The 25,899-nt window shown below is 52.0% G+C and carries 22 protein-coding genes; all 22 read left to right on the forward strand.

Translation table 11 applies throughout. The features are described from left to right. Nucleotides 1-597 precede the first annotated feature (597 nt). The 22 genes from secA (at nucleotide 598) to uvrA (ending at nucleotide 25,725) form a co-directional block, all read left to right on the forward strand. Nucleotides 598-2,961 (forward strand): preprotein translocase subunit SecA, encoded by a 2,364-nt coding sequence (gene secA, locus EKM84_RS09455; RefSeq protein ID WP_125765524.1) that lies wholly within the window; start codon nucleotides 598-600, stop codon nucleotides 2,959-2,961. A 414-nt stretch (nucleotides 2,962-3,375) separates the two neighbouring features. Further along, nucleotides 3,376-4,492 (forward strand): peptide chain release factor 2 gene (prfB, locus tag EKM84_RS09460; RefSeq protein ID WP_125765525.1). Its coding sequence is split into 2 segments (ribosomal slippage): nucleotides 3,376-3,447 and nucleotides 3,449-4,492, totalling 1,116 coding nucleotides; the frame shifts between segments, so codons are not numbered across the junction. A gap of 215 nt (nucleotides 4,493-4,707) precedes the next feature. Then, nucleotides 4,708-5,862 carry a PDZ domain-containing protein gene (locus tag EKM84_RS09465; protein WP_125765526.1) on the forward strand — a complete coding sequence of 385 codons (1,155 nt, stop codon included), beginning with the start codon at nucleotides 4,708-4,710 and terminating at the stop codon, nucleotides 5,860-5,862. A gap of 3 nt (nucleotides 5,863-5,865) precedes the next feature. Continuing rightward, entirely contained in the window at nucleotides 5,866-6,573 is a 708-nt protein-coding gene (locus EKM84_RS09470; protein WP_125765527.1) for a response regulator transcription factor, read from the forward strand. Further along, nucleotides 6,570-7,922 carry a sensor histidine kinase gene (locus tag EKM84_RS09475; protein WP_125765528.1) on the forward strand — a complete coding sequence of 451 codons (1,353 nt, stop codon included), beginning with the start codon at nucleotides 6,570-6,572 and terminating at the stop codon, nucleotides 7,920-7,922. Before EKM84_RS09470 ends, EKM84_RS09475 begins: the two co-directional genes overlap by 4 nt. A 310-nt stretch (nucleotides 7,923-8,232) precedes the next feature. Next, on the forward strand, nucleotides 8,233-9,114 hold the full coding sequence (locus tag EKM84_RS09480) for a phosphate ABC transporter substrate-binding protein (RefSeq protein WP_125765529.1): 882 nt from the start codon (nucleotides 8,233-8,235) through the stop codon (nucleotides 9,112-9,114). Nucleotide 9,115: 1 nt separating this feature from the next. Further along, nucleotides 9,116-10,045 carry a phosphate ABC transporter permease subunit PstC gene (pstC, locus tag EKM84_RS09485; RefSeq protein ID WP_125765530.1) on the forward strand — a complete coding sequence of 310 codons (930 nt, stop codon included), beginning with the start codon at nucleotides 9,116-9,118 and terminating at the stop codon, nucleotides 10,043-10,045. Further along, on the forward strand, nucleotides 10,045-10,929 hold the full coding sequence (gene pstA, locus EKM84_RS09490) for a phosphate ABC transporter permease PstA (RefSeq protein WP_125765531.1): 885 nt from the start codon (nucleotides 10,045-10,047) through the stop codon (nucleotides 10,927-10,929). Before pstC ends, pstA begins: the two co-directional genes overlap by 1 nt. A gap of 42 nt (nucleotides 10,930-10,971) precedes the next feature. After that, on the forward strand, nucleotides 10,972-11,766 hold the full coding sequence (gene pstB, locus EKM84_RS09495; protein ID WP_191988079.1) for a phosphate ABC transporter ATP-binding protein PstB: 795 nt from the start codon (nucleotides 10,972-10,974) through the stop codon (nucleotides 11,764-11,766). 14 nt (nucleotides 11,767-11,780) lie between these two features. Then, complete coding sequence (gene pstB, locus EKM84_RS09500; protein ID WP_125765533.1) at nucleotides 11,781-12,539, forward strand: phosphate ABC transporter ATP-binding protein PstB; 759 nt, start codon at nucleotides 11,781-11,783, stop codon at nucleotides 12,537-12,539. 11 nt (nucleotides 12,540-12,550) lie between these two features. Then, nucleotides 12,551-13,231 carry a phosphate signaling complex protein PhoU gene (gene phoU, locus EKM84_RS09505; protein WP_125765534.1) on the forward strand — a complete coding sequence of 227 codons (681 nt, stop codon included), beginning with the start codon at nucleotides 12,551-12,553 and terminating at the stop codon, nucleotides 13,229-13,231. 492 nt (nucleotides 13,232-13,723) lie between these two features. Continuing rightward, complete coding sequence (locus EKM84_RS09510; RefSeq protein WP_125765535.1) at nucleotides 13,724-14,059, forward strand: PspC domain-containing protein; 336 nt, start codon at nucleotides 13,724-13,726, stop codon at nucleotides 14,057-14,059. 1 nt (nucleotide 14,060) lies between these two features. Further along, nucleotides 14,061-14,432, forward strand: a complete 372-nt coding sequence (locus EKM84_RS09515) for a phage holin family protein (protein ID WP_125765536.1) — start codon at nucleotides 14,061-14,063, stop codon at nucleotides 14,430-14,432. 88 nt (nucleotides 14,433-14,520) lie between these two features. Beyond that, on the forward strand, nucleotides 14,521-15,456 hold the full coding sequence (gene hprK / locus EKM84_RS09520) for an HPr(Ser) kinase/phosphatase (protein ID WP_125765537.1): 936 nt from the start codon (nucleotides 14,521-14,523) through the stop codon (nucleotides 15,454-15,456). Between the two features lie 5 nt (nucleotides 15,457-15,461). Further along, nucleotides 15,462-16,325: a prolipoprotein diacylglyceryl transferase gene (lgt, locus tag EKM84_RS09525; RefSeq protein ID WP_125765538.1), complete on the forward strand. Its 864-nt coding sequence runs from the start codon at nucleotides 15,462-15,464 to the stop codon at nucleotides 16,323-16,325. A 15-nt stretch (nucleotides 16,326-16,340) separates the two neighbouring features. Next, nucleotides 16,341-17,354, forward strand: a complete 1,014-nt coding sequence (locus EKM84_RS09530) for an NAD(P)H-dependent glycerol-3-phosphate dehydrogenase (protein ID WP_125765539.1) — start codon at nucleotides 16,341-16,343, stop codon at nucleotides 17,352-17,354. A gap of 35 nt (nucleotides 17,355-17,389) precedes the next feature. Then, complete coding sequence (gene galU, locus EKM84_RS09535; protein ID WP_125765540.1) at nucleotides 17,390-18,295, forward strand: UTP--glucose-1-phosphate uridylyltransferase GalU; 906 nt, start codon at nucleotides 17,390-17,392, stop codon at nucleotides 18,293-18,295. Between the two features lie 70 nt (nucleotides 18,296-18,365). After that, the gene (trxB, locus tag EKM84_RS09540; RefSeq protein ID WP_125765541.1) at nucleotides 18,366-19,301 is read left to right on the forward strand and encodes a thioredoxin-disulfide reductase; all 936 of its coding nucleotides are present in this window, start codon (nucleotides 18,366-18,368) and stop codon (nucleotides 19,299-19,301) included. A gap of 157 nt (nucleotides 19,302-19,458) precedes the next feature. Next, complete coding sequence (locus EKM84_RS09545) at nucleotides 19,459-20,100, forward strand: YfbR-like 5'-deoxynucleotidase (protein WP_125765542.1); 642 nt, start codon at nucleotides 19,459-19,461, stop codon at nucleotides 20,098-20,100. Next, nucleotides 20,097-20,618, forward strand: a complete 522-nt coding sequence (locus EKM84_RS09550; protein WP_125765543.1) for an acetyltransferase — start codon at nucleotides 20,097-20,099, stop codon at nucleotides 20,616-20,618. Before EKM84_RS09545 ends, EKM84_RS09550 begins: the two co-directional genes overlap by 4 nt. A 227-nt stretch (nucleotides 20,619-20,845) precedes the next feature. Beyond that, complete coding sequence (gene uvrB, locus EKM84_RS09555; protein WP_125765544.1) at nucleotides 20,846-22,852, forward strand: excinuclease ABC subunit UvrB; 2,007 nt, start codon at nucleotides 20,846-20,848, stop codon at nucleotides 22,850-22,852. 20 nt (nucleotides 22,853-22,872) lie between these two features. Beyond that, nucleotides 22,873-25,725 carry an excinuclease ABC subunit UvrA gene (uvrA, locus tag EKM84_RS09560; RefSeq protein ID WP_125765545.1) on the forward strand — a complete coding sequence of 951 codons (2,853 nt, stop codon included), beginning with the start codon at nucleotides 22,873-22,875 and terminating at the stop codon, nucleotides 25,723-25,725. Nucleotides 25,726-25,899 lie beyond the last annotated feature (174 nt).

The raw sequence follows: 25,899 nt of genomic DNA on the forward strand, positions 1-25,899 counted from the left end.
TATACCGGGAAAGGCGGTTCATTTCACCATATGGTTACGAGGGTAAAGCGAAGCGGCACCCTCAGAGAGTTTTTTGTATAAGAGTGCGGAGCGAGCCGCTTAGGTCCTGAGCATTAGGGAGTAAAAGAGCTTCTGTCCGGCAGCGCCGGGCAGGAGTTCTTTTACTTTCTAAGCGCAGGGACCTGGCTCGCGTAGCACGTTTCTGCCAGGTAACTTAGGTGTCACTACACAGTGTCGCAAGCAATTGACCTGTTAGTCGCCAGCCGGTTTGGCCGCTGAAATCACAATTTAATTTCCCCGCAACGCAGACTTAACGCAGAACTGTTATACTTAAGACTCGAATCAGTGTGTCGGGGAGACCGCGATGCACGCTGGAAGTCTGTGACCCCCGTGAATATCGCAATAGATTAATTGTTAAACTAATTTTGTTAACCCTATTTTAGGTTGGTGCTAAGCCAAAGAAACCGCTTCACCCAGCCGCCACTATGGAGATTTGTTTCATCTTGGTCGGGATAGTGGTAAAATGTAGGTTGATTTATTGTAAATAAATGGGTAACTTTAAATAGACTTACTAAATGTACTGAAGGGAATTCTCACATGGCAAATATTTTGAAACGATGGGTCGAAAGTGATCGCCGGACTTTACGACGCCTCAGTAAATTAGCGGACGAAGTTGGTGCTTACGCCGACGAGTACGCACAACTTTCAGACGATGATCTGAAGGCAAAAACGCCGGAATTTAAACAGCGTTATCAAGACGGCGAAACGTTGGACGATTTACTGCCTGAGGCTTTTGCGGCTGTCCGTGAAGGTGCCAAGCGGGTTCTCGGCCTCTATCCTTTCCACGTGCAGATCATGGGGGGAATTGTGCTTCATGAAGGGAACATTTCCGAAATGAAGACTGGTGAAGGGAAAACCTTGACCGCCACAATGCCCGTCTATCTGAACGCTATTGCCGGTAAAGGGGTTCACGTTGTAACGGTTAACGAATACCTGTCTGCACGTGACGCCACTGAAATGGGTGAACTGTACACCTGGATGGGCTTGACGGTTGGGTTGAACTCGGCTGAGAAGTCACCAGAAGAAAAGCGGGAAGCCTACAACGCCGACATCACTTACTCAACCAACGGGGAAATCGGTTTCGATTACCTGCGTGATAACATGGTTGTTTACAAAGAAGATATGGTTCAACGACCATTGAACTTTGCGATTGTCGATGAAGTTGACTCCATCTTAATTGATGAAGCCCGGACGCCACTGATCATTTCTGGTCAGTCCGAAGGGACGAGTGCGCTTTACCAACGGGTTGATCGCTTTGCGAAGACCTTACATGAAAAAGACGACTTTAAGATTGACCTGGAATCCAAGACGGTTGCTTTGACCGACACTGGGATTGAAAAGGCCGAAAAGTACTTCAACTTGAAGAACTTGTATGATACCGACAACACGGCCTTGACCCACCATATGGATCAAGCCTTGCGGGCCAACTTTATCATGCTTCGTGATAAAGATTACGTGGTTCAAGACGGTGAAGTCTTAATCGTTGATTCCTTTACTGGACGGGTTATGGACGGTCGTCGTTACTCTGACGGCCTGCACCAAGCCATTGAAGCCAAGGAAGGCGTCGAGATTCAAGAAGAAACCAAGACGATGGCCAACATCACGTACCAAAACTTGTTCCGGATGTACAAGAAGCTTTCCGGGATGACGGGTACTGCCAAGACCGAAGCCGAAGAATTCCGGGAAATTTACAACATGGAAGTTATCACCGTGCCAACCAACAAACCGGTTGTCCGGGTCGATGAACCTGACCTGTTGTATCCAACCTTGGAATCCAAGTTTGACGCCGTGGTTAAAGAAATTAAGACGTTACACGAAAAGGGCCAACCCATGTTAATCGGGACCGTTGCCGTGGAAACTTCTGAATACCTGTCCCAACGTTTGGATAGTGAAAACATTCCGCACGTGGTCTTGAACGCCAAGAACCATGCCAAGGAAGCCGATATCATTCAAAACGCTGGTCAAAAGGGTGCCGTTACCATTGCCACCAACATGGCTGGGCGGGGGACCGATATTAAATTGGGACCCGGCGTCGTTGAAATTGGTGGGTTAGCCGTTATCGGGACTGAACGTCACGAGTCACGGCGGATCGATAACCAACTTCGTGGACGTTCCGGTCGTCAAGGTGACCCTGGTATGACCCAATTCTACCTGTCCTTGGAAGATGATTTGATGCGGCGGTTCGGTTCTGACCGTGTCAAAGCCTTCCTTGAACGGATGAACGTTGATGGCGAAGACGCTGTTATCCGTAGCCGGATGATTACCAAGCAAGTAGAATCCGCACAAAAGCGGGTTGAAGGGAACAACTACGATTCCCGGAAGAACGTTCTGCAATACGATGATGTTATGCGTCAACAACGGGACGTTATCTACGGCGAACGGAACCAGGTCATTAACCAAGACGCCTCATTGAAGTGGGTCTTGATGCCAATGATCCAACGGACCGTTGAACGGGTGGTTAACCTGCATACGCAAGGCGACCAATCCGATTGGGATTTGGATACCTTACTAGACTTCGGGATTTCCGCAATGGTTTCACCAGATAAGATCAGCCTGGATGATTTGAAGGGCAAGACCGCTGATGAAATCAAGGCCTTCTTCATGGGCTTGGCGGAAGAGGTTTACGCTGACAAGCAAAAGCAACTCTACGACCCAGCCCAAATGCTGGAATTCGAAAAGGTTGTGCTGTTACGTTGTGTCGACTCTCACTGGACCGATCACATCGATGCCATGGACCAATTACGTCAATCCATTGGATTACGGGGCTATGGTCAGTTGAACCCATTGGTTGAATACCAACAAGATGGATTCCGGATGTTCGGCGAAATGATTTCCGACATCGACTATGACGCCACGCGCCTGTTCATGAAGTCTGAAATTAGACAAAATATTACCCGTTAAACGGGAACGAACGAGGCGGAAGCAATTCCGACCTCGTTTTCTTTTAACTTCGAGAATGTTATTGGAAATCAAGAAGGTCAGACAGTCTTAGTCACGAATAAGTTTAAGACAAAGTTTATTGGCGGCATATGACTGATAAGTGTGTCATACTAGTGGGAGTCTTGTTTGTGGGTTAAACTAGTGTTAGCCGCAGGGCTGGTGAAAATGAGCTCAGCCGTGGGAATTACCTTAGCAGCTGGTCTGCTTAGGCAATTGCTATCTTTGAGCCTCGGGCTGTGAGGCTCAAAGTAAGTCTGGAGACCGCTCTTTGGCTCCAGACGGGCGCCCACAGCGTCACGGCTCATTTTTCACCAGCCCGGAGGCGAAAACATTTAGCCTGAAACAAATAGAATAACTAAAAAGGAGCCAACCAATATGGAATTAAGCGATGCAAAACGTGAAATTACCACCATGCGTGAACAACTAACCGGCTTTAGGGGGTCGCTTTGACTTTGATGCCCTGAACGAAAGCATCAGTGTCAACGAAGGCCAGATGGCCCAACCGGACTTTTGGGACAATGCCCAAACCGCGCAAAAATTAATTGATGAAACCAATGAAATGAAGAAAAAGGTCGAGGAATACCAAAATCTTTCCGACCAAGTCGATGACCTCGAGGTTGCCCTGGAATTGTTGCAGGAAGAACCCGATGCCGACATGCAGGCGGAGTTTGAGGCGGACTTTGCCAAGGCTAAGCAAGCACTGCAGCAGTACAGTCTGAACATGCTGCTCAACCAAAAGTACGACCGTAACAATGCGATTTTAGAAATCCATCCCGGCGCTGGGGGCACTGAATCCCAGGACTGGGGGGACATGTTGATGCGGATGTACACGCGCTGGGCCGAGCAGCATGATTTTAAGGTCACCATTTTGGATTATCAACCGGGGGATGTTGCGGGCTTAAGCAGCGCAACGTTACTGATTGCCGGGCACAATGCGTATGGCTATCTCCGGTCCGAGAAGGGCGTGCACCGGCTAGTTCGGATTTCCCCATTCGATTCGGCTGGGCGGCGGCACACGTCATTTGCTTCCGTGGATGTTTTACCAGAACTGGATGACTCGGTCGACGTTGAAATTAATCCGGCCGACTTGAAGGTGGATGTTTACCGGGCGTCGGGTGCTGGGGGCCAACACGTTAACAAGACGTCTTCGGCCGTACGAATCACCCACTTGCCAACGGGTATCGTGACGCAGAGTCAGGCGCAACGGTCACAACTGCAAAACCGGCAGACGGCTTTGGGGATGTTGCGGGCCAAGTTGTATGAACGCGAAGAACAGAAGAAGGCCGAGGAAAAGGCCAAGCTGGAAGGCGACCAGATGGATATTGGCTGGGGCTCTCAGATTCGGTCATACGTGTTCCATCCGTACACGATGGTCAAGGATCACCGGACGGACTACGAAACGGGGAACGGCCAGGCTGTCATGGATGGTGACCTGGATCCGTTCATCGACGCCTATCTGCAGTGGCAACTGAGCCAGAAGAATCCAGACTAAGCAGTCCGTCAGCGTGATGAAACGTTAGTGCAACTAACAATCACCGTTGGGCAACTGCTACGGTAAGTGGCCTGATGAAACTGCCAGCGGGCATGTACGGGCGTTGACTGATTCACAAAAATAATGATTGCGCGGGTAACACGAATGTCGTGTTGCCCGTTTTTGTTTCATGCTATACTGGGGACAGCTATTTTTTCAGGAAAGGTGTCGATTTCATGCGGACATTTATTGCTTGTGGCAGTTATTTGCTGCAGCCGCTAGTTTGGCTGGCCGTTCTGCGGGTCTGGCTGGCTAGTCGCGCGCGGATCAAGTCCGAACGTCATGACTTTGGGAGCGCCGTTTATGGCGATCACTTTGAGTTGCGTCACTTGTTGACGCAGGGGATTTTGCTGGGGTTAGGGCTCTCCCTGGTGAACTTCTTGATTGGGTTCAGTCTACCTATTATGTGGATTATCGTTTATGAAGTGTTGGCGTTTATCACGTTGATCATTTTGCCAACCACTGTTTTACCACTGACCTTAATTGTGGTGAGCACGTTAATCACCTGGTGGGGCAGTAATTACATACCAATCAAGCCCGATTTATCAGCTGCCGGTCTCAGCTTTGGACCCGTAGCGGGGGCCAACTATCTGTGGCTCGCCGTCATGTTCTTCCTGTTGCTGGGCCACTGGGTTGCTCACTATGGGGGCCGGTTCACCAGTCCTAAGATCTATGCGAAACAACGGGGGAAGCGCATCGCCGGTTACCCTTGGCGTGAACTGCTCGTCATCCCCATGGTGACGCTGGTTCCTGGGGACTGGTTTACCAGTCAGTGGGCCTTTTGGCCGGTCTTTCACATTCAAGGACAGAGTTTTGCAATCTTAGTTTTACCATTACTGCTAGGCCTACGTTTCACCATCTTTCGGCAGGCCCCGCAGCTGGTCTACCGGCGTTTGGCGAAGCAATTCGTTTGGTTAGGCGTGGTCGCTGCGGCTTTCGTGGGTTGGACAACGTTTCGGCCACAAGATTCGCCATTCCTATTAATCGTCCTGTTAGTTGGTTATGCTGTTATCCTATGGCGGGCTAAACGCTATGACGAACACCAACAATTCTGGTATTCTCAGGTGGACGACGGCGTCCGGGTACTGGCTATCCGGCCACGAACACCAGCCGTGAAAATGGATCTGGCTGCTGGCGATATTATTTTGGAATGCAACCATCGTCCCATCAATAGTGAAACGAGTTTTTATGAGGCGTTGCTGGCCAATCCCGCGTACTGTCATTTACGCGTGCGGGACATGAATGGCGAGTTGAAGATGACCGAAACGGCCATTTATTCCGGCGCACCGCACGAAATTGGGATCGTTTTATTCAGAGATCAGGAGGGGTAACCTATGAGTCGAGTCCTAGTCGTCGATGATGAACCCGCCATTGTGACGTTGTTGCAGTACAACTTGGAACAAGCAGATTTTCAAGTGGTCACAGCAATTGATGGCGAACAGGCGTTGAATTTAGCCCTACACGAAAAATTTGATGTGATTTTACTGGATTTAATGTTGCCTAAATTGGATGGTGTTGAGGTGACCAAACGCCTCCGCCAAGAGAAAATTCAGACACCCATCATTATGGTGACGGCCAAGACGGGTGAATTTGATACGGTCTTTGGCTTGGAATTAGGCGCGGATGATTATATCACCAAACCGTTTAGTCCGCGCGAGGTGATTGCCCGGATGAAGGCTGTGATGCGGCGCTACCATGAGGATGAACCGCAAGAAAAGGCGCCTAGCAAGGCAGCACACCGGCTACAGGTCGGGGACCTGACCATTGACCAGGATAAGTTTCAGGTGAAGCGGGGCGACCAGCCGATTGAGTTGACCCCCAAGGAGTTTGAACTGCTCCTGTTCTTTGCGAAGCGTCCCGGCAAGGTCTGGAGCCGCGAGCAATTGTTGGAGGGCGTCTGGGGGTTTGATTATAGTGGGCAGACGCGGATGGTCGACATTCATGTGTCTCATCTCCGGGAAAAAATTGAGCGGGACCCCAAGCATCCAACGTTGTTGAAGACGGTGCGGGGCTTTGGGTATACCTTTGAGGTCCAGCCATGATCCGGCAACTGCTGGTGGTGTTTCTCGGCTTGGGTGCGGCCAATACGTTACTGGTGAGCGTGGTGCGCGCCCCACATTTTGCCTTGGCCACGTTGGTAGCCTGGTCGTTGGCCTTGCTGGAAACGGTGGTCGCTGGCTACCTATACCACTGGGCTGAACAGCGAATCACGATTTTGACGAAGAAGGTCGAGGGCATCCGTCATGAGGAGGCCCCGGCCCACGTGTTATTGTCCCCACACGACCCGTTTTATCAGTTGGCCTTACAGATCAACTATCTGCAAACGCAGCAGCGTAAGGCTCGGCGGCAGATGGCGGGGCAAAACCAAGAGTTTGCCACCCTGCTGGATTACCTGCCCATCGGCGTGATGGTGATCGACCGCTATCGCAAGGTCGAACTGGCTAATCCGGCGATGGAGCAGTTCCTGCAGCATCGCATCTCACCGCGGCGGCATCCCTTCACGCAAGATATTCGGCAGTTTGAGCTGGCCAGTCTGATCAATTCAGCGTTGAGTGACCGCGAGACCCAGCACCGAACCCTGAAGTTGCCAGGCGTGGTTAACGAGCGGACCGTGGATGCCCGGGCCATTTATACGGCGACATCGCAGGACTACTTTCAAGTGCTGGTGCTGTTGTACGATGTGACCGAAGTTTATGCGGTGGAGCAGATGCAGATGGACTTCGTGTCCAATGCGTCCCACGAATTGAAGACCCCGGTCACGGCAATCTCCGGTTTTGCTAAAACGCTGTTAGCAGGAGCCAAGGATGACCCGGAAAAATCGGTCGAGTTCTTAAAAATTATTGACCAACAGAGCGAACGCTTGGTGGAATTAATCAATGATGTCTTAACCATTTCGCACATCGAATCGGGCAACGCCGTTGAGGTGACCGAGGTCCCCGTGGGGCAGATGATTGCGAGTCAGGTCGCGTTGTTAACGCCTTTGGCGGCGGTCAATGCCGTGACGCTGATCAATCAGGTGCCGACGGACTTAATGGCCGTCACCGACCAGCGTAAGTTTGATCAGGTGCTGAAAAATGTGTTGAGCAACGCTATTAAATACAATCGGCCGCAGGGGTCTGTGACGCTCTCGACCCGAATCTTAGGGCACTCGTGGGCATTGACGATTGCGGACACCGGGATTGGCATTGCCCCGCAGGATCAGCTCCGGGTGTTCGAGCGTTTCTATCGAGCCGACGTGTCCCATTCCAACCAATTGGTCAGTGGGAGTGGCTTAGGCCTCGCCATTGTTCGGGAGTTGGTCGAATCGTTGAACGGCAAGATCGATTTGCAAAGTACGCCAGACGTCGGGACTAAGGTGACACTGACGTTCCCTTTGGCTGAAAAAGAATAGACGAATGACGTGGGTGCCTGGAAATTATTTTCCGGGCACCTTTTTTTGTGCAGGGGGGATGGACGCACGGGTGGTTGTGGCTTGCTTGGCGAAAGGAAATACTAGGCAGAGACAGTGGGGATGGCGTAACGAACGTCAACTGCTTAATTGGCTAGTTGTGGGGCGTGACCACTTAGCCAAAAAAATTACCCATAACGGGATATATTTACATAACCTTTACAATACGTCTACACGACATTTACATTCGTTAGGTATACTTGCTTTTGAAATGGTCGGGCCGCAAAGCCTAGCCGATTAGGAGGTTAACGGTATGTCTAAGAAGCGCTGGGTGCAGGGCCTGGTCTTGGTTGTTCTGGTTGCGTTGGGAGTTTACGCTTACCAAACGCGTCAGGTCAGCCATGCGGGTGAATCCATCACTGCGGTAGGGTCAACGGCCCTTCAACCCTTAGTAGAAGCAGCGGGCGAACAGTATACGGGCGAACACCTGGGGACGTTCATCAACGTTCAGGGTGGGGGCACCGGGACGGGATTGAGCCAGATTCAAGAGGGCGCGGTCCAAGTTGGAAATTCAGACCTCTTCGCTGCAGAACAAAAGGGAATTCGATCCAAGGAATTGGTTGACCATCGCGTAGCTGTTGTGGGCATTACCCCCATCGTGAACAAAAAAGTGGGCATCAAGAACCTATCGACACACCAGCTGATTCAGGTCTTTACCGGCCAGGTCACAAACTGGCGTCAGGTCGGTGGCGCGAACCTCCCCATCGTTTTAATCAACCGGGCCCAAGGCAGTGGGACTCGAGCAACGTTTGAACAATTTGGCCTGGAGAAGCACCGTTCCAAGACCTCACAGGAACAGGATTCTTCCGGGATGGTCCGGTCCATCGTCGCCACGACGCCCGGTGCCATCAGTTACGTGGCTTTTTCTTACGTTGACCAAACGGTTCAGGACCTGTCCTTGAATCACGTGGCGCCAACGGAAGACAACGTGACGACGAATCGCTGGAAGATTTGGTCCTACGAGCATTTATACACGAAAGGCCAGCCAACCGGTCTGACAAAGGCCTTCATTGCGTACGTTCAATCGCCAGCGGTCCAAAATACTTTGGTCCGTCAACTGGGCTATCTTTCGCCCAACCAAATGATGGTCGAACGAAATGCAACCGGGCAGATTACGCAGACGGAGGGCAACTAATATGAAAACAACGGAACAATTAGAAGCCAAGCTGAAGCGTCGTTCCAAGGCCGCCAAGTTAGAAATTTGGGGGCGCCTGGTCAGTCTAACGGCGCTGATGCTAATCGTAGCGGTCGTCGTAGCCATCATTGGGTTCGTAGCCTCCAAAGGGATCGCAACGTTTACCAGTAACCACGTCAGCCTCTGGGACTTTTTGTCCGGCAAGAGCTGGAATCCCGGGGTCAATGGCGCCAACGGCAAGCCTGAAGTTGGGGCGTTGCCCATGATTGTCGGCTCCTTCTTAATTACGATTTTATCGGCCATCGTGGCCACGCCATTTGCGATTGGCACGGCGGTCTTTATGAATGAAATTTCACCTAATAAAGGGGCCAAGATTCTCCAACCGGTGACGGAACTCTTAGTTGGGATTCCTTCCGTGGTGTACGGGTTTATCGGACTCTCCGTGGTGGTGCCGACCACCCGAGCCATCTTTGGCGGCAGTGGTTTCGGGATTCTTTCCGGGACCTGCGTGCTCTTTGTGATGATTCTCCCAACGGTCACTTCGATGAGCGCCGATGCCTTGCGGGCCGTCCCCCGCTACTACCGGGAAGCTTCCCTTGCCTTGGGGGCGACGCAGTGGCAAACCATCTACAAGGTGGTCTTGCGCGCGGCAACGCCAGGCTTAATGACCGCGGTCGTCTTCGGCATGGCGCGGGCTTTCGGGGAAGCCTTAGCTGTACAAATGGTGATTGGGAATGCCGCACTGATGCCCAACAGCCTGGTCTCACCGTCGTCCACGCTGACGTCGGTCCTGACGACGGGAATCGGCAACACCGTCATGGGTTCGCTGCAAAATAATGCGCTGTGGTCCCTGGCACTGGTTCTGTTATTCATGTCATTGGTCTTTAACTTAATTATTCGCTTGATTGGTCGAAAGGGGCGCTTACAATAATGAATTCCAAAACGCAAAATAAGATTGCCATTGGCGGTCTCTACGGAATTGCCGGATTGGTCGTTCTGATTTTGTTAGCCCTGCTTGGCTACATCTTGGCCAGTGGGGTGCCACAGTTAAGCTGGCACTTCCTGACCGCACCGGGTAAGGCGTTCCTGAAGGGCGGGGGCGTTGGGATTCAGCTGTATAATTCCTTTTACCTGTTGATCCTGGCCATGCTGATTTCCTTTCCCATTGCCTTGGGCGCAGCCATTTATCTGTATGAATACGCCAAGGATAATTGGGTCACGACCACGATTCGAACGGCGATTGAAATTTTAAGCTCGCTGCCCTCCGTGGTTGTTGGGTTGTTTGGTTTCCTGTTCTTCGTGGTCAAGCTGCACCTGGGATTCTCCATTCTGTCCGGGGCCTTTGCCCTAACGTTTTTCAACCTACCGTTGCTGACGCGGAGCATTGAAGATTCCCTACGTACCATCAGCGACGTGCAGCGGGAAGGTGGCCTAGCGCTCGGCCTGTCACGGTGGGAAACCGTTACCCGGGTGATTTTACCCGCCGCGGTACCCAGTATCCTGACCGGGGTCATCCTGAGTGCCGGCCGGGTCTTCGGGGAAGCCGCTGCGTTGATCTACACGGCGGGCCAGAGCGCCCCAGCGTTGGACTTCACGGACTGGAATCCGTTTAACATTTCCAGTCCGCTGAACCCGATGCGGCCAGCAGAAACGTTAGCCGTCCACATTTGGAAAATTAATTCGGAAGGCATCATGCCGGACGCCAAGGCCATTTCATCCGGGTCATCGGCCGTCTTGGTGATTGCCATCCTACTATTTAACTTTGCGGCCCGTTACCTGGGCAAACGTTTGTATAAGCGCCTGACGTCGGCGTAGAGGAGGAAAGCCATGTTTGTGAATAACGATGTAAAAAATGCGATGGCCATGGAAGAGCGGCACGTGATTAAGCTCAGTGACCCGGACCATCCCGTCATTCTCTCCACGGAAGACCTCCACGTGTATTATGGCAAGAAGGAAGCCCTGTTTGAAGGCGACCTGGAGTTTGCCAGCAATCAAATCTCGGCCTTGATTGGGCCCTCCGGTTCGGGGAAATCGACCTACTTGCGGTCGTTGAACCGGATGAATGATCGGATCGCCACGGTGACGGGGAAAATCATGTACCGCGGCGTGGATATTAATCAGCCCAGCATTGACGTCTATGAGATGCGGCGCCGGGTGGGGATGGTCTTCCAACGACCCAACCCGTTTGCCAAGTCAATTTACGATAACATCGCTTTTGCTTTACGACTCCGGGGGGTAACCGGTAAACATAAGTTAGATGAAATCGTGGAGACATCGCTCAAGCAGGCGGCACTCTGGGACCAGGTCAAAGACGACCTGAACAAGAGTGCGCTGGCGCTTTCCGGTGGTCAGGCACAGCGGTTATGTATCGCCCGTGCCATTGCCATCAAGCCAGACATCCTATTATTGGATGAGCCAGCTAGTGCGTTGGATCCGGTGTCGACTGGGCAACTGGAAGACACGTTGTTGTCACTCAAGGAGCATTACACGATTATCATTGTGACCCACAACATGCAACAGGCCGCGCGGATCAGTGAGTATACGGCATTTTTCAATCAGGGGCGGGTGTTGGAGTACGACACCACGAGCCATATCTTTACCAATCCGTCGGTGCAGGTGACCAGTGATTACGTGTCGGGGAACTTCGGCTAAGAGGAGGAGAAATAATGAAAGAAGAAATTTTGACGACGCAGGATCTTCACTTATACTACGGTGACAAGGAAGCCTTGAAGGGCATCAATTTAAACTTTGATGAAAAGGGCATCACCGCGTTGATTGGGCCATCGGGATGTGGGAAGTCCACTTACCTGCGGACCCTCAACCGGATGAACGATTTGATTCCGAACGTCACGATTACCGGGACGATTAAGTTTAAGGGTGATGACCTGTACGCCCCCAGCGCCGACACGGTACAGATTCGTAAGGAAATCGGCATGGTGTTCCAGCAACCTAACCCGTTTCCTTTTTCCATCTACGACAACGTGATCTACGGACTGCGGATTGCCGGGGAAAAGGACAAGGAAAAGCTGGATGCCGTCGTTGAAAAGTCTTTGCGGCAGGCGGCCGTGTGGGATGAGGTCAAGGATCACCTGCATGAAAGTGCCCTGGCCCTTTCCGGTGGGCAACAGCAACGGGTCTGCATCGCACGGGTCCTGGCCGTTTCACCAGAAATCATCTTGCTAGATGAACCAACCAGTGCACTGGATCCCGTGTCCAGTAGCCAAATTGAAGCAACACTCTTGAATTTACGCCACGATTATACGATTATTATTGTGACCCATAACCTCCAGCAGGCGTCCCGAATTGCGGACCGGACCGCGTTTTTCATGAACGGGGAGCTGATTGAAGTGGATCAAACGAAGAATATTTTTATGAACCCAGCAAACAAGCAGACAGAAGACTACATTAGTGGTCGTTTCGGGTAAGGAGGCAGGATATGCGCAGATTATTTGATGATGAGTTAGCTGAATTAGATGCTGACTTTACTGAAATGGGGATGCTGGTCAGTGAAACGATTGAGCAGGCGGTGAGTTCCTTTACCAATCGGGATGCCGTTGCCGCGCAACAGATTATTGACCACGACCATAAGATTAACGAACGTGAAATTGCGTTGGAAAAGAAAACGTTTGAAATGATTGCCTTGTACCAACCCGTCACCACGGATCTCCGAGAAATCGTGACGATTTTGAAGGCCGTGTCGGAACTGGAACGGGCCGGGGATCACGCCCGAAACATTGCCCACGCCACGATTAAATTTGGCACGAAGCAAAAGATTCCCGTTTTAGAACAGCTACTGAACCAGATGGGGCTGATGACGACCCAGATGGTTAAGGATGTCTTGGCGGCGTACGTGGATAAGAACGACCACGAAGCGCGCAAGTTAGCCGATGTCGATCGGCAACTTGACCAGCTGAATCACCAGGTACGGGCCGATAGCTATGCCCAGATGCGTAGCGACCCCGCGTTTGAAACGGGCGCGTCCATTTACCTGAACGTGGCGCAGGACCTCAGTCGTATTGGGGATTACGTGACGAACGTGTGTGAATGGATTGTTTACCTGAAGTCTGGTCAAATCATCGAATTGAACACGGCGAGTCAGGATGGCGAAACGGCGTAATCCGTTGCGACCAGCACGAAAGCTTAATCTAAACTGAAGATTGATGAGAACGGCCACTGAAGACTTGCTTTCAGTGGCCGCTTTCGTTATTCTTGCCCTAGTGAGCCCGATAATTCTCGCAAGATTACTGGATTTACTAAGGTAATTTCGGATATGATAGAAGCACTTAACCGTAAGCCGTGCGTTGTACAGGCCTCCGGGAGAGTGAAAACGGTCCGGAACGCTGTGGGCGAACGCCCGGAGCCAAAGAGCGGTCTCCGCGCTTACTTTGAGCCATCAAGATGTCTCAAAGATATCAATTGCCTAATCGGCCTAGTTCGCCGATAAGGCAATTCCCACAGCTGAGACCATTTTCACTCTCCCTGCGGCTAACGTTGCTAACTCACAGCTAACGTGGTCGCCTAGCCGATTACTTAGTGGGCTGATAGAGAGTTTATTAGTTAATATATTTCAAATGTTTATGAGGTAAATTAAAAAGGAGTGTGTTCGCCTATGGCAGCAAAGAAACGTTTCGTCCGTTCCCGTACTAACCGCTTAGTTGGTGGGGTATTGGGCGGCATTGCAGAATATTTTGATTGGAACGCCAACCTTCTACGGTTGATCTACGTCTTGGTTTCACTCGCGATTCCCACCCATGGGGTCTTGGGCCTATTGGTCTACGTGGTTGTGATGACCTTTATGCCGCTGGATGATTCACAGCCAGCAACGCCTAACTTCCGGGATCTATTCCGGGGCGGGGGCCAACAGGAACCCGACCACGCCGGGCGTAAGGTGATTCATGACGTCACCGAACAGGACGTCAAGGATTCTCACAAGGACGGTGAGTAGGGTGCGGTTTTGGCCAAGAATTTTTGTGAATGCGTTAATCTTCCTGGCGTTAGCCGGCTTTTTCCAGAGCTCGCTGGCCGGGTCATTTCAAAATAGCTTCACCGTCTCCAGCGTCTGGATTGCCTTACTGGCAAGCTTCGTGCTAGCCCTGTTGAATGCGGTGGTTAAGCCGATTCTCTTCGTGCTGTCGCTGCCGATTACCATTCTGACTTTGGGCTTGTTCAGCATCGTGTTGAACGCCGCCATGCTGGAGCTGACCTCGGTATTTGTCGGTGCCAACTTTGCGTTCAGCTCGTTTGGCACGACTCTGATCATCGCGGTGATCATGTCGTTATGTAACGCGATTATCAGCGACCACTTTGCCCGAGGATAACTTGCTGCTACCGGTTTAATTTGGTGGGAGTTCCCACGGGAAAGTGCTAAAATTAAAGTAGTTTACTATGCAGTAAGGAGGAGCGCCCATGACAGAAAGTGTCACGGTTGCCGAACTCGTCAAAGCCAACCGCTTAGATGTGTATTCCGGCGAAGAAAATCTAGACCGTCAAATTACGACCAGTGATATTTCCCGGCCGGGATTGGAATTGACCGGTTATTTTAATTACTATCCAGCAAAACGGGTTCAGTTACTGGGAATCACCGAAACCTCGTTTGCAAAGGGCATGAGTCACAAAAAATTGCTCGATGTGATGCGGAAGATGTGTCAACCCGAGACACCCGCGTTTGTGATTTCCACGCAACTGGATCCCCCAGAAGAACTCAAGGAATCTGCTGCTGAAGCGGGGATTCCTATCTTAGGGACCAAGCTCACCACGTCGCGGGTTCTCAGTAACATGACCAACTTTTTGGAAGGCAAATTAGCCGAACGCCAATCCGTTCACGGGGTTCTCGTGGACATTTACGGGGTTGGGGTCATGATTACCGGTGACTCCGGTGTTGGGAAGAGTGAAACCGCGTTGGAACTGGTTAAACGGGGCCACCGGTTGATTGCCGATGACCGAGTTGAAGTGTACCAGCAGGATGAACAGACCCTAGTTGGGGCCGCCCCGGCCATTTTGAGCCATCTGCTTGAGATTCGGGGAATCGGGATCATTGACGTGATGAACCTCTTTGGTGCCGGTGCCGTTCGGAGTGAAACGGACATCGATTTGATTGTCCACCTGGAGCTCTGGAAGGACGACAACCACTTTGACCGTCTCGGCAATAATGATGAGACACAACGGTTCTTTGATGTCGTGGTGCCAAAAATCAGTATTCCCGTGAAGACTGGGCGTAACCTGGCAATTATCATTGAAGCCGCCGCCATGAACTTCCGGGCGCGGTCAATGGGCTATGATGCCACCAAAGTTTTTGATGAAAACTTAAAGCGCTTAATTAAGCAAAACGGAAATAAATCATAAGGGAGATGGGCGTTATCTTTTCACCTATTGTGGCGGCGCTGAACCCCATCGCCATTCACCTGGGACCGATTGCAGTCCACTGGTACGGCGTCATTATTGCGACCGGGGTCATCATTGCGGTGACCCTGGCGGTGCGTGAGGGTGACCGCCGGGGAATCAAGTCGGATGATATTTACGACATGATTCTCTGGGCATTGCCGGCCGCTTTGATTGCGGCTCGCGCTTATTACGTTATTTTTCAGTGGTCGTACTACCAGCACCATCCCGGTGAGATTATTGCGATTTGGGATGGGGGTATCGCCATCTACGGCTCACTGATTGGGGCCGGCCTGGTCGTGTACTTCTTCTGCCGTTCCCGGTTCATTCCGGTGTGGTTGATGCTGGACGTGGCCGCGCCGACCGTTATTCTGGGTCAAGCCATTGGTCGGTGGGGGAACTTTATGAATCAGGAAGCCTTTGGCCGCATCACTAGCCTGGCCTTCCTACAAGGCCTCCATCTGCCAAACTGGATCATCAATCAAATGTTGATCAACGGGGCTTACCGCCAACCCACCTACCTGTATGAGTCGACCTGGGATCTGATGGGCTTCGTCATTTTGATGAGCCTGCGTCACTATCCCAAGCTCTTCAAACAGGGCGAGGTCTTCCTGGGCTACGTGATGTGGTACTCGTTTGGCCGGTTCTTTATCGAAGGCATGCGGACGGATAGCCTGATGTTGTTGGGCGTCATCCGAGTGTCACAGTTGTTGTCGATCATCTTATTTGTGGGTGCCCTGATTCTCTGGGTATCCCGGCGACGGGCGGCCACGCCACCAATCGCTTACCTCGACGGAAATCCGTTTCAAGAAAAAACTAATCTTTCTAAATAAGGAGAATCCATTACTATGTCAGAGAAAATTGCAGTACTCGGTGCCGGTTCATGGGGATCAATCTTAGCGAGCGTTTTGGACGAAAATGGTCATGACGTCCGCCTCTGGTCGTACAATCCCAAACAAGTTGAGGAATTAAACCAGCAGCATACGAACACGCATTACATTAAGGACTTTACTTTCTCTCCGTCGTTAGTGGCTTACTCCGATTTGGCGAGCGCCCTGGACGGCGTGGACGCCATTTTGTTTGTTGTTCCCACCAAGGCCATTCGTTCCGTGGCGGGTCAGGTTGCTGAAATTTTAAAGGCTAAGAACTTACAACCTGAACTGATTCATGCCAGCAAAGGGATTGAACAGAAGACTTACAAGCGGTTGTCACAAGTGCTGGAGGAAGAGATTCCCGCAGCTAACCGCAAGGCCGTGACCGTCTTGTCTGGCCCAAGTCATGCAGAAGACGTTGCCCGCAAGGATATTACCTTGGTAACGGCCGCTAGTGTGAGCCCTGACGCGGCTAAATACGTGCAGAAACTGTTCATGACGCCATACTTCCGGGTTTACACGAACCCTGATATTATTGGGGTCGAAATTGGTGCCGCACTGAAGAACATCATTGCTTTGGGTGCCGGGGCTTTACACGGTTTAGGCTACGGCGACAACGCCAAGGCTGCCTTGATGACCCGGGGGCTGGCCGAAATTTCTCGGTTGGGGACCTCCTTTGGCGCCGACCCAATGACTTTCATTGGGCTGTCCGGTGTCGGTGATATTATCGTGACCGCCACGAGTTCTAATTCACGGAACTGGCGGGCCGGCGATGAGCTGGGTCGCGGTGAGGCGTTGGATGACGTCATCAACCATATGGGCATGGTCATCGAAGGCTTGGCAACGACTAAGGCCGCTTACGAACTTTCTCGTGAGCGCGGCGTTTCCATGCCGATCACGGAAGCTATCTATCAGGTTATTTATGAAGGCAAGGACATTCGCGCCGCCATCTCTGATTTGATGCAACGCGAGGGTCGGTCTGAATTTTAAAAATTTCTGGGGATACGAGGAAGGATCTTATTACTATGAGAAAAGTTAGAAAAGCAGTGATTCCAGCGGCGGGTTTGGGAACCCGCTTCTTACCTGCAACCAAAGCGTTAGCGAAGGAAATGTTACCCATCGTGGACAAGCCAACGATTCAATTCATCGTTGAGGAGGCCCACAAGTCTGGCATTGAAGATATCGTGATCGTGGATGGCAAGTCTAAGCGCTCGATTGAAGATCACTTTGATTCCAACCCGGAATTGGAAGCGAATTTGGAAGCCAAGCATAAGGACGACCTGTTGCGTCAGGTTCAAGAAACCACGGGCATGAATCTCTACTTTATTCGCCAACCCTATCCACGGGGCTTGGGGGATGCCGTATTGACGGCCAAGGCCTTCATCGGCGACGAACCCTTCGTGGTGATGTTGGGTGACGACATGACCGACAGCAAGGTACCCTTGACCAAGCAATTGATCGACCGGTATGAAGAAACCGGTGCCTCCACGCTGGCGGTTATGCGGGTACCCCACAAGGACACGGCGAAGTATGGCGTGATTAATCCTTCCGAGGAAACGGCGCCAGGACTGTACAACGTCACGAATTTTGTGGAAAAGCCCCAACCGGACGAGGCACCTAGTGACTTGGCCATTATTGGCCGGTACCTGTTCACCCCAGAAATTTTTGAAGCCCTGGAGAACACGCCAGTTGGCTTGGGCAATGAACTGCAATTAACGGATGCCATTGATAATCTAAACAAGACCCAACGCGTGTTTGCCCATGAGTATACGGGCAAGCGGTTTGACGTCGGCAATAAATTCGGCTGGATTCAAACCAACATCGAATATGGCTTGAACCATCCAGAAACCAAGGACCAACTCCGGGCCTACATTAAAGAGTTGGGCGCCAAGCTGGCTAAGGCCGACGAGAAGGCACCCAAGTCGAAATAGGTGACAAGCTTACTTTTTAATAGTAAAGTAGGCTCTATCATCAAGGCAAGAGTGGAAGGGAGCGTTACGCTTGAAGAATTATGATGTGATTGTAATCGGCGCCGGCCCCGGTGGGATGACCGGAGCGCTGTACGCCTCACGAGCCAACTTATCCGTTTTAATGTTGGATCGCGGCATCTATGGGGGTCAAATGAACAACACGGCTGCCATTGAAAACTATCCTGGGTTCAAGTCCGTTCTCGGACCCGACCTGGCCAAGGACATGTACGAAGGCTCGACCCAATTTGGGGCTGAGTTTGCATACGGTAGCGTTGAAGCCATTGAAGACCATGGCGACCACAAGGTGGTTAAGACTGACGACGGTGACTACGCTGCGAAGGCAGTCATCATCGGTTCCGGTTCCGAATACAAGAAGCTGGGCGTGCCTGGCGAGGATAAATTCGGTGGCCGGGGTGTTTCCTACTGCGCGGTCTGCGACGGGGCGTTCTTTAAGAACCGCGAAGTTGCTGTTATCGGTGGCGGGGATTCCGCTGTTGAAGAAAGCATCTACCTCTCTGGTTTAGCTTCCAAGGTCACGGTTTACGTTCGGCGTGACCAGTTGCGGGCCCAAAAGGTTATCCAGGACCGGGCATTTGCCAACGACAAGATCGAATTCGTTTGGAACACCAGCGTGACCGAAGTGTTGGGTGACGACATGAAGGTGACCGGTGTGGCCACGAAGAACAACGTGACGGGTGAAACCGGCGAAAAGGCTGTGAGTGGGGTCTTCATTTACGTGGGGAACTTACCAATGACCGCTCCTTTCAAGGACCTGGGCATCACGGACGACGCTGGTTGGATCAAGACCGACGAACACATGCGGACGGCCGTCCCTGGTATCTTTGCTATCGGCGATGTGCGGCAAAAAGATTTGCGGCAGATCACGACGGCGGTCGGTGATGGCGGTATCGCGGGCCAAGAAGCCTTCAGTTTCATCGAAGACTTAAAGGCCGCTGCAACTAAATAAGGTTTGAATGGAAACGGGAACGCCTTTGCGGGTGAGTCCCGTTTTTTATTTAATCAGATTTAGTGAATTGAAACCGAAAAGAGTGGTAAGCTAACTTTAGAATATGTTGGGGACCACTCCAACGGCAATCACTAACTTGAGGGAGTTGAAGGGAACTATGGGCATGAATCAATTTTTGCAAAGCTTGAGTGACTTGGAAACGATCGACCGGGCACCGGGATACTTTAAATTTGAGCAACACTCCGTGGCCGCACACTCGTTTAAAGTGGCGGAAGTCGCGCAATTCTTAGGCGACGTGGAAGAGCAAGCTGGGCATGAGATCAACTGGCGCTTGTTGTACGAGAAGGCCTTGAATCACGATTACACCGAGCGGTTTATTGGCGACATCAAGACGCCCGTGAAGTACGCGACACCGCAGTTGCGTCAGATGCTAGCCGACGTGGAAACGTCGTTGACGGCCAACTTCATTCAAAATGAAATTCCCGAACAGTTCCAGGCCGCCTACACCCGCCGCTTAGGTGAGGGGAAGGACGACACGCTGGAAGGCCAGATTCTTTCCGTGGCCGACAAGGTGGACTTGCTGTACGAATCCTTTGGCGAAATTCAAAAGGGTAATCCGGAACCCGTCTTCACCGAAATTTACCGGGAAAGTCTGAGCACAATTTTGACATTCAATCAGATGGCCTGCGTCCAGTATTTCTTGGCCGAAGTGTTGCCAGAAATGTTGGCGGCAGACTTTAGTGACCGGCAGAAGTTGGCACAGTTGACGGATAAATTACTGGAGGATAACGCCCAATGAAATTAGCAGGAGTTTGGAATCAACGACTGGACGGCGCCAGTGTGCGGCCGTTAACGCATGACGATGACGCGCTGATCTACCAATTTCAGGCCAGTCATCCGGCATACTTTGCCCACTTCCAGGACCATCCCGTGACGCGGCAGGAGGCCATTCAAGACGTGACGGACATTCCGCTGAACGCACAGCCGGAGCAGAAGGCCTACCTAGGAATTTTTCAGGATGGCGAGTTGCAGGTACTGGTCGATCTGATTATCGATTACCCACTGCCAAGTCTGGTCTGGCTAGGCATGTGGCTACCAGCTAAGACGGTCACCACGGAACAGTCCGCGGCCTTTTATGCGAGCTTGGTCGAGACGTTGAAAGCCGCGGGGGCAGTTCAGCTCCAGTTGAGTGTCTTCATGGGCGACCGGCAAATGAAACAGTTCTGGGAAGACCGCGGGTTAGCTGCGATGCAGACGACCGCGCTCGTAAAAGGGGAACGGGTCGCCAACGTGACGATTTACCAGGATAAATTTTAAGCAGGTCGCCAAGCTGGCGAAAGTATGTTCGGTATGGTAAAATATTTTAGCGTAATGAGTTTGGATTTACGTCCAGACTCTTTTTGCGATTGCAGGCATTTCTGTCAGTCTGGCAGGGTCTGACAACGAACGAGACTGTGGCGTGGCGTCGAGGAAAGTGGGACTGGGAACAGACCAGACTTTCAGCCAGCGCAGTGAAAATAACAGTAGCAGGGAGGTTACCATTCATGATCGATCGACAAACGGACCGTAAGTTTGATTTGGTGTCCAAGTATCAACCTACCGGGGATCAGCCCGAGGCCATTAGCAAGTTGACCCAGGGAATCGAGGCTGGTGAAAAGGCCCAGATTCTGTTGGGGGCCACCGGGACCGGTAAGACGTTTACCATTTCTAACGTGATTAAAAATGTGAACAAACCGACACTGGTGTTGTCCCACAACAAAACGTTAGCGGGCCAGCTCTACGGGGAATTCAAACAGTTCTTCCCCAACAACGCGGTGGAATACTTTGTTAGTTATTATGATTATTATCAACCGGAAGCTTACGTACCCTCGAGTGATACCTATATCGAAAAGGATTCGTCCATTAATGATGAAATCGATAAACTCCGGCACTCGGCCACGAGTTCGTTATTGGAACGCAACGACGTGATTGTCGTGGCTTCCGTATCGTCTATCTTTGGGTTGGGTGATCCGACCGAGTACAAGAACCACGTGGTTTCCTTGCGGGTCGGCCAAGAGATTGAACGGGACGCCCTGTTACGTAAATTAGTGAATATTCAATTTGAACGCAACGACTACGACTTCCAGCGGGGCCGGTTCCGGGTTCACGGGGATGTCGTTGAGATCTTCCCAGCGTCCCGGGACGAACGGGCGCTACGAATCGAGTTCTTTGGCGATGAGATCGACCGGATTCGTGAGGTGGATGCCCTGACTGGTGAAATCGTGGGCGACCGCGAACACGTGGCCATCTTCCCGGCAACCCACTTTATGACCAACGATGACATCATGGCGAAGGCCACGGCGGGCATCGAAGGCGAGCTCAAGGACCGAGTCGCGGAGTTGGAAAACGGTGGGAAATTGTTGGAGGCCCAACGGCTGAAGCAACGGACCACGTATGACCTCGAAATGATGCGGGAAATGGGCTACACCAGTGGGATTGAAAACTACTCACGCTGGATGGACGGTCGTAAGGAAGGGGAGCCGCCTTACACGTTATTAGACTTCTTCCCCAAGGACTTCTTGATGGTCGTCGACGAGTCTCACGTGACCATGCCCCAAGTGCGGGGGATGTACAACGGGGACCGTGCCCGGAAGCAACAGCTGGTAGACTACGGCTTCCGGCTGCCAAGCGCGCTGGATAACCGACCACTGAAACTCAACGAAGTGGAACAGCACATCAACCAGGTCGTTTACATGTCAGCCACGCCAGGCCCTTATGAACAAGCGCAGACCGACCACGTCGTGCAACAGATCATTCGGCCAACCGGTTTGTTGGACCCGACGATTGAGGTGCGGCCAATCATGGGGCAAATGGATGACCTGGTGGGTGAAATCAACGCGCGGGTTGAGAAGAACGAGCGGACATTTGTGACGACCTTGACTAAGAAGATGTCTGAAGACCTGACGGATTACCTGAAGGATCTGGGCATCAAGGTGGCCTATTTACACTCGGACATCAAGACGCTGGAACGGACCGAAATCATGCGGGACCTGCGACTGGGTAAGTACGACGTGTTAGTCGGCATCAACCTGTTGCGGGAAGGCATCGATATCCCAGAAGTTTCGCTGATTGCGATTTTGGATGCCGACAAGGAAGGTTTCTTGCGTAACGAACGGTCGCTGATTCAAACGATTGGCCGGGCCGCGCGGAACTCCCACGGGCACGTTATTTTGTATGCCGATAAGGTGACGGAATCCATGCAGGCCGCGATGGATGAGACGGCTCGGCGGCGGAAAGTTCAGATTGCATATAACAAGAAGCATGGGATTACCCCAACCACCATTATTAAACCAATTCGTGACTTGATTGCGGTCACGAAGAAAAACGATAACGCTGACGAGAAGGATGACTTCGTGGCCAGCGACTTTGAAGATATGACCAAGGAAGATCAAGAAAAACTGATTGTTCGGTTGGAAGACGAGATGCGTGCCGCTGCTAAGAAGCTCGACTTTGAGCAAGCCGCATCGTTACGGGATACCATCATGGACATGAAGACTGAGATCGGTGATTAGGTTAGTGAGGAGATTTCAATTTGGCAAACGATAAAATCGTGATTCACGGGGCGCGGGCCCATAACTTAAAGGATATTGACGTGACGATTCCTAAGAATAAATTGGTCGTCATCAGTGGCCTTTCCGGTTCCGGGAAGAGTTCATTGGCGTTTGACACCCTGTACGCGGAAGGCCAACGTCGTTACGTTGAGAGTCTGTCATCGTATGCTCGGCAATTTCTGGGACAGATGGATAAACCAGACGTTGATTCCATTGATGGGCTCAGCCCGGCCATTTCCATTGACCAAAAGACGACCTCAAAGAACCCGCGGTCGACGGTCGGGACGGTTACCGAAATCAATGACTACCTGCGCCTGCTGTGGGCTCGGGTCGGGACGCCTATCTGTCCCAACGACGGTACTAAGATTACCAGCCAGAGTGTTGAGCAGATGGTCGACCAAGTCCTGGCCTTGCCTGAACGGACGAAGATGCAAATTTTATCACCCATCGTCCGGGGTAAGAAGGGGCAGCATAAGAAGATCTTTGAAAAGATTCAACGCGAAGGCTTCGTGCGGGTGCGGGTAGATGGTGGAACCATGGACCTGTCCGAAGTCCCAGAACTGAACAAGAATCAAAACCACGATATCGCCATCGTCATCGACCGGGTCGTAGTCAAGAAGGGGATTCGTTCCCGCCTGTTTGACTCATTCGAAGCCGCTCTGCGACTAAGTGGCGGCTATGCCATTGCCGACCTGATTGATGGTGAGCCGATGATTTTCTCTGAACATTACGCCTGCCCGGTCTGTGGGTTTACGGTGGGGGAACTCGAACCCCGGCTGTTCTCCTTTAACGCACCATTTGGGGCCTGCCCAGACTGTGATGGGTTAGGGGTCAAGCTGGAGGTCGACCTGGATCTGGTCGTTCCCGACAGAACCAAGACACTGCGCGAAGGTGCCTTGGAACCCTGGAATCCCATCAGCTCACAGTACTATCCAGCCTTGCTGGAACAGGCCTGTGACGCTTTTGGTGTGGACATGGATACCCCATTTGAAAAGCTCTCCAAGAACGACCAAGCCCTGGTGCTCTACGGATCACAAGGTAAGGAATTCCATTTCCATTACGAAAATGATTTTGGTGGCGTGCGTGACGTGGATGTTGCATTTGAAGGGGTCATCCCGAACATCGACCGGCGTTACCACGAAACCAACAGCGACTTCACCCGTGATGTGATGCGCAAGTACATGACCGAATTAACTTGTCAGACCTGCCACGGCTTCCGGTTGAACCGCCAAGCCTTGAGTGTCAGAATCAATCACCAACACATTGGTGAGGTCTCTGATTTACCCGTTGAAAAGGAATTGGCCTTCTTCCAAGACCTGTCCTTTGGGGAACAGGACCAAGTCATCGCGCAACCCATCCTGAAGGAAATTCGGGACCGGTTGACGTTCTTACGGAACGTGGGGTTGGACTACCTCACGCTCAGTCGTTCGGCGCGGACCCTGTCCGGTGGGGAAGCCCAACGAATTCGGTTGGCTACACAAATCGGGTCAAACCTGTCCGGGGTGCTCTACATCTTAGACGAACCCTCAATTGGGCTGCACCAACGAGATAACGACCGGCTGATTGCCTCCCTCAAGCAAATGCGTGATTTGGGGAATACCCTGATTGTTGTTGAGCATGATGAGGATACCATGCGCGCTGCCGATTACATCGTGGATATTGGTCCCGGTGCCGGTGAAAACGGGGGCCACGTGATGGCTGCCGGGACACCTAAGCAGGTCATGCGCTCACGGAAATCGTTGACGGGTCAGTACTTGGCTGGCAAACAGTACATTCCGGTACCTTTGGAACGGCGCGCTGGTAATGGGAAGTCAATCGAAATTACGGGTGCGGCGGAGAACAATCTGAAGGACATCACGGTCGACTTCCCATTGGGTGAATTCGTCGTGGTGACCGGGGTGTCTGGTTCCGGGAAGTCCACGCTGGTCAACACGATTTTGAAACGGGCCCTGGCACAGAAGCTGAATCACAACTCCGAGAAGCCTGGTAAGTACAAGGGCATCGCCGGCGTTAAAAACATTGAGCGCCTGGTGGATATCGACCAGAGTCCCATTGGTCGGACACCCCGGAGTAACCCGGCAACCTATACCGGGGTCTTTGACGACGTGCGGACGCTCTTCGCGCAGACCAACGATGCCAAGCTGCGGGGCTATCAGAAGGGGCGGTTCAGTTTCAACACCAAGGGTGGTCGGTGTGAAGCCTGCCACGGTGATGGGATCTTAAAGATTGAAATGAACTTCTTGCCCGACGTCTACGTGCCTTGTGAGGTTTGTCATGGGACGCGGTACAATTCCGAAACGCTGGAAGTCGAATACAAGGGGAAGAATATCTCTGACGTCTTGAACATGACCGTCAGTGAAGCTCTCAAGTTCTTCGACGCCATTCCTAAGATTACCCGGAAGCTGCAGACGATTCAGGACGTTGGTTTGGGTTACGTTAAATTAGGCCAACCCGCCACCACGTTGTCTGGTGGGGAAGCCCAACGGATGAAGTTAGCCTCCGAACTGCACAAGCAGCAAAATGGGAAGAACTTCTACATCCTGGACGAACCGACGACTGGGTTGCATAGCGATGATATCAAACGCCTGTTAGTTGTGCTTCATCGCCTGGTCGACAAGGGCAACACGGTGTTGGTTATCGAACATAACCTGGACGTGATCAAGACGGCTGATCACCTGATCGACCTGGGTCCTGAAGGTGGGGAAGCCGGTGGTAACGTGGTTGCGACCGGAACGCCCGAAGAACTGGCTGAGGTCAGCGAGAGTTATACGGGTCAATACCTGAAGCCGGTGTTGGAACGGGATACTGCCCGGACTAAAGAGGATCAAGCTTAACGAAATGCCAATTAGTAGCAGCGAGTGCCCACGTCTTTGTGCGCGGTGCTTGCTGCTTTTTTGATTCGGTCGGTTAGTCATCAAAATGTTACAAAATGGGGTAACGTTGACCGTTCACGGTTTGTCCGGCGTGTAGGTGCGGGTAGAACTTGTCGACGGACTGAAAAACCAGTA

Source organism: Levilactobacillus mulengensis, assembly GCF_003946045.1.
In the GTDB taxonomy this organism is placed as follows: Bacteria; Bacillota; Bacilli; order Lactobacillales; family Lactobacillaceae; genus Levilactobacillus; species Levilactobacillus mulengensis.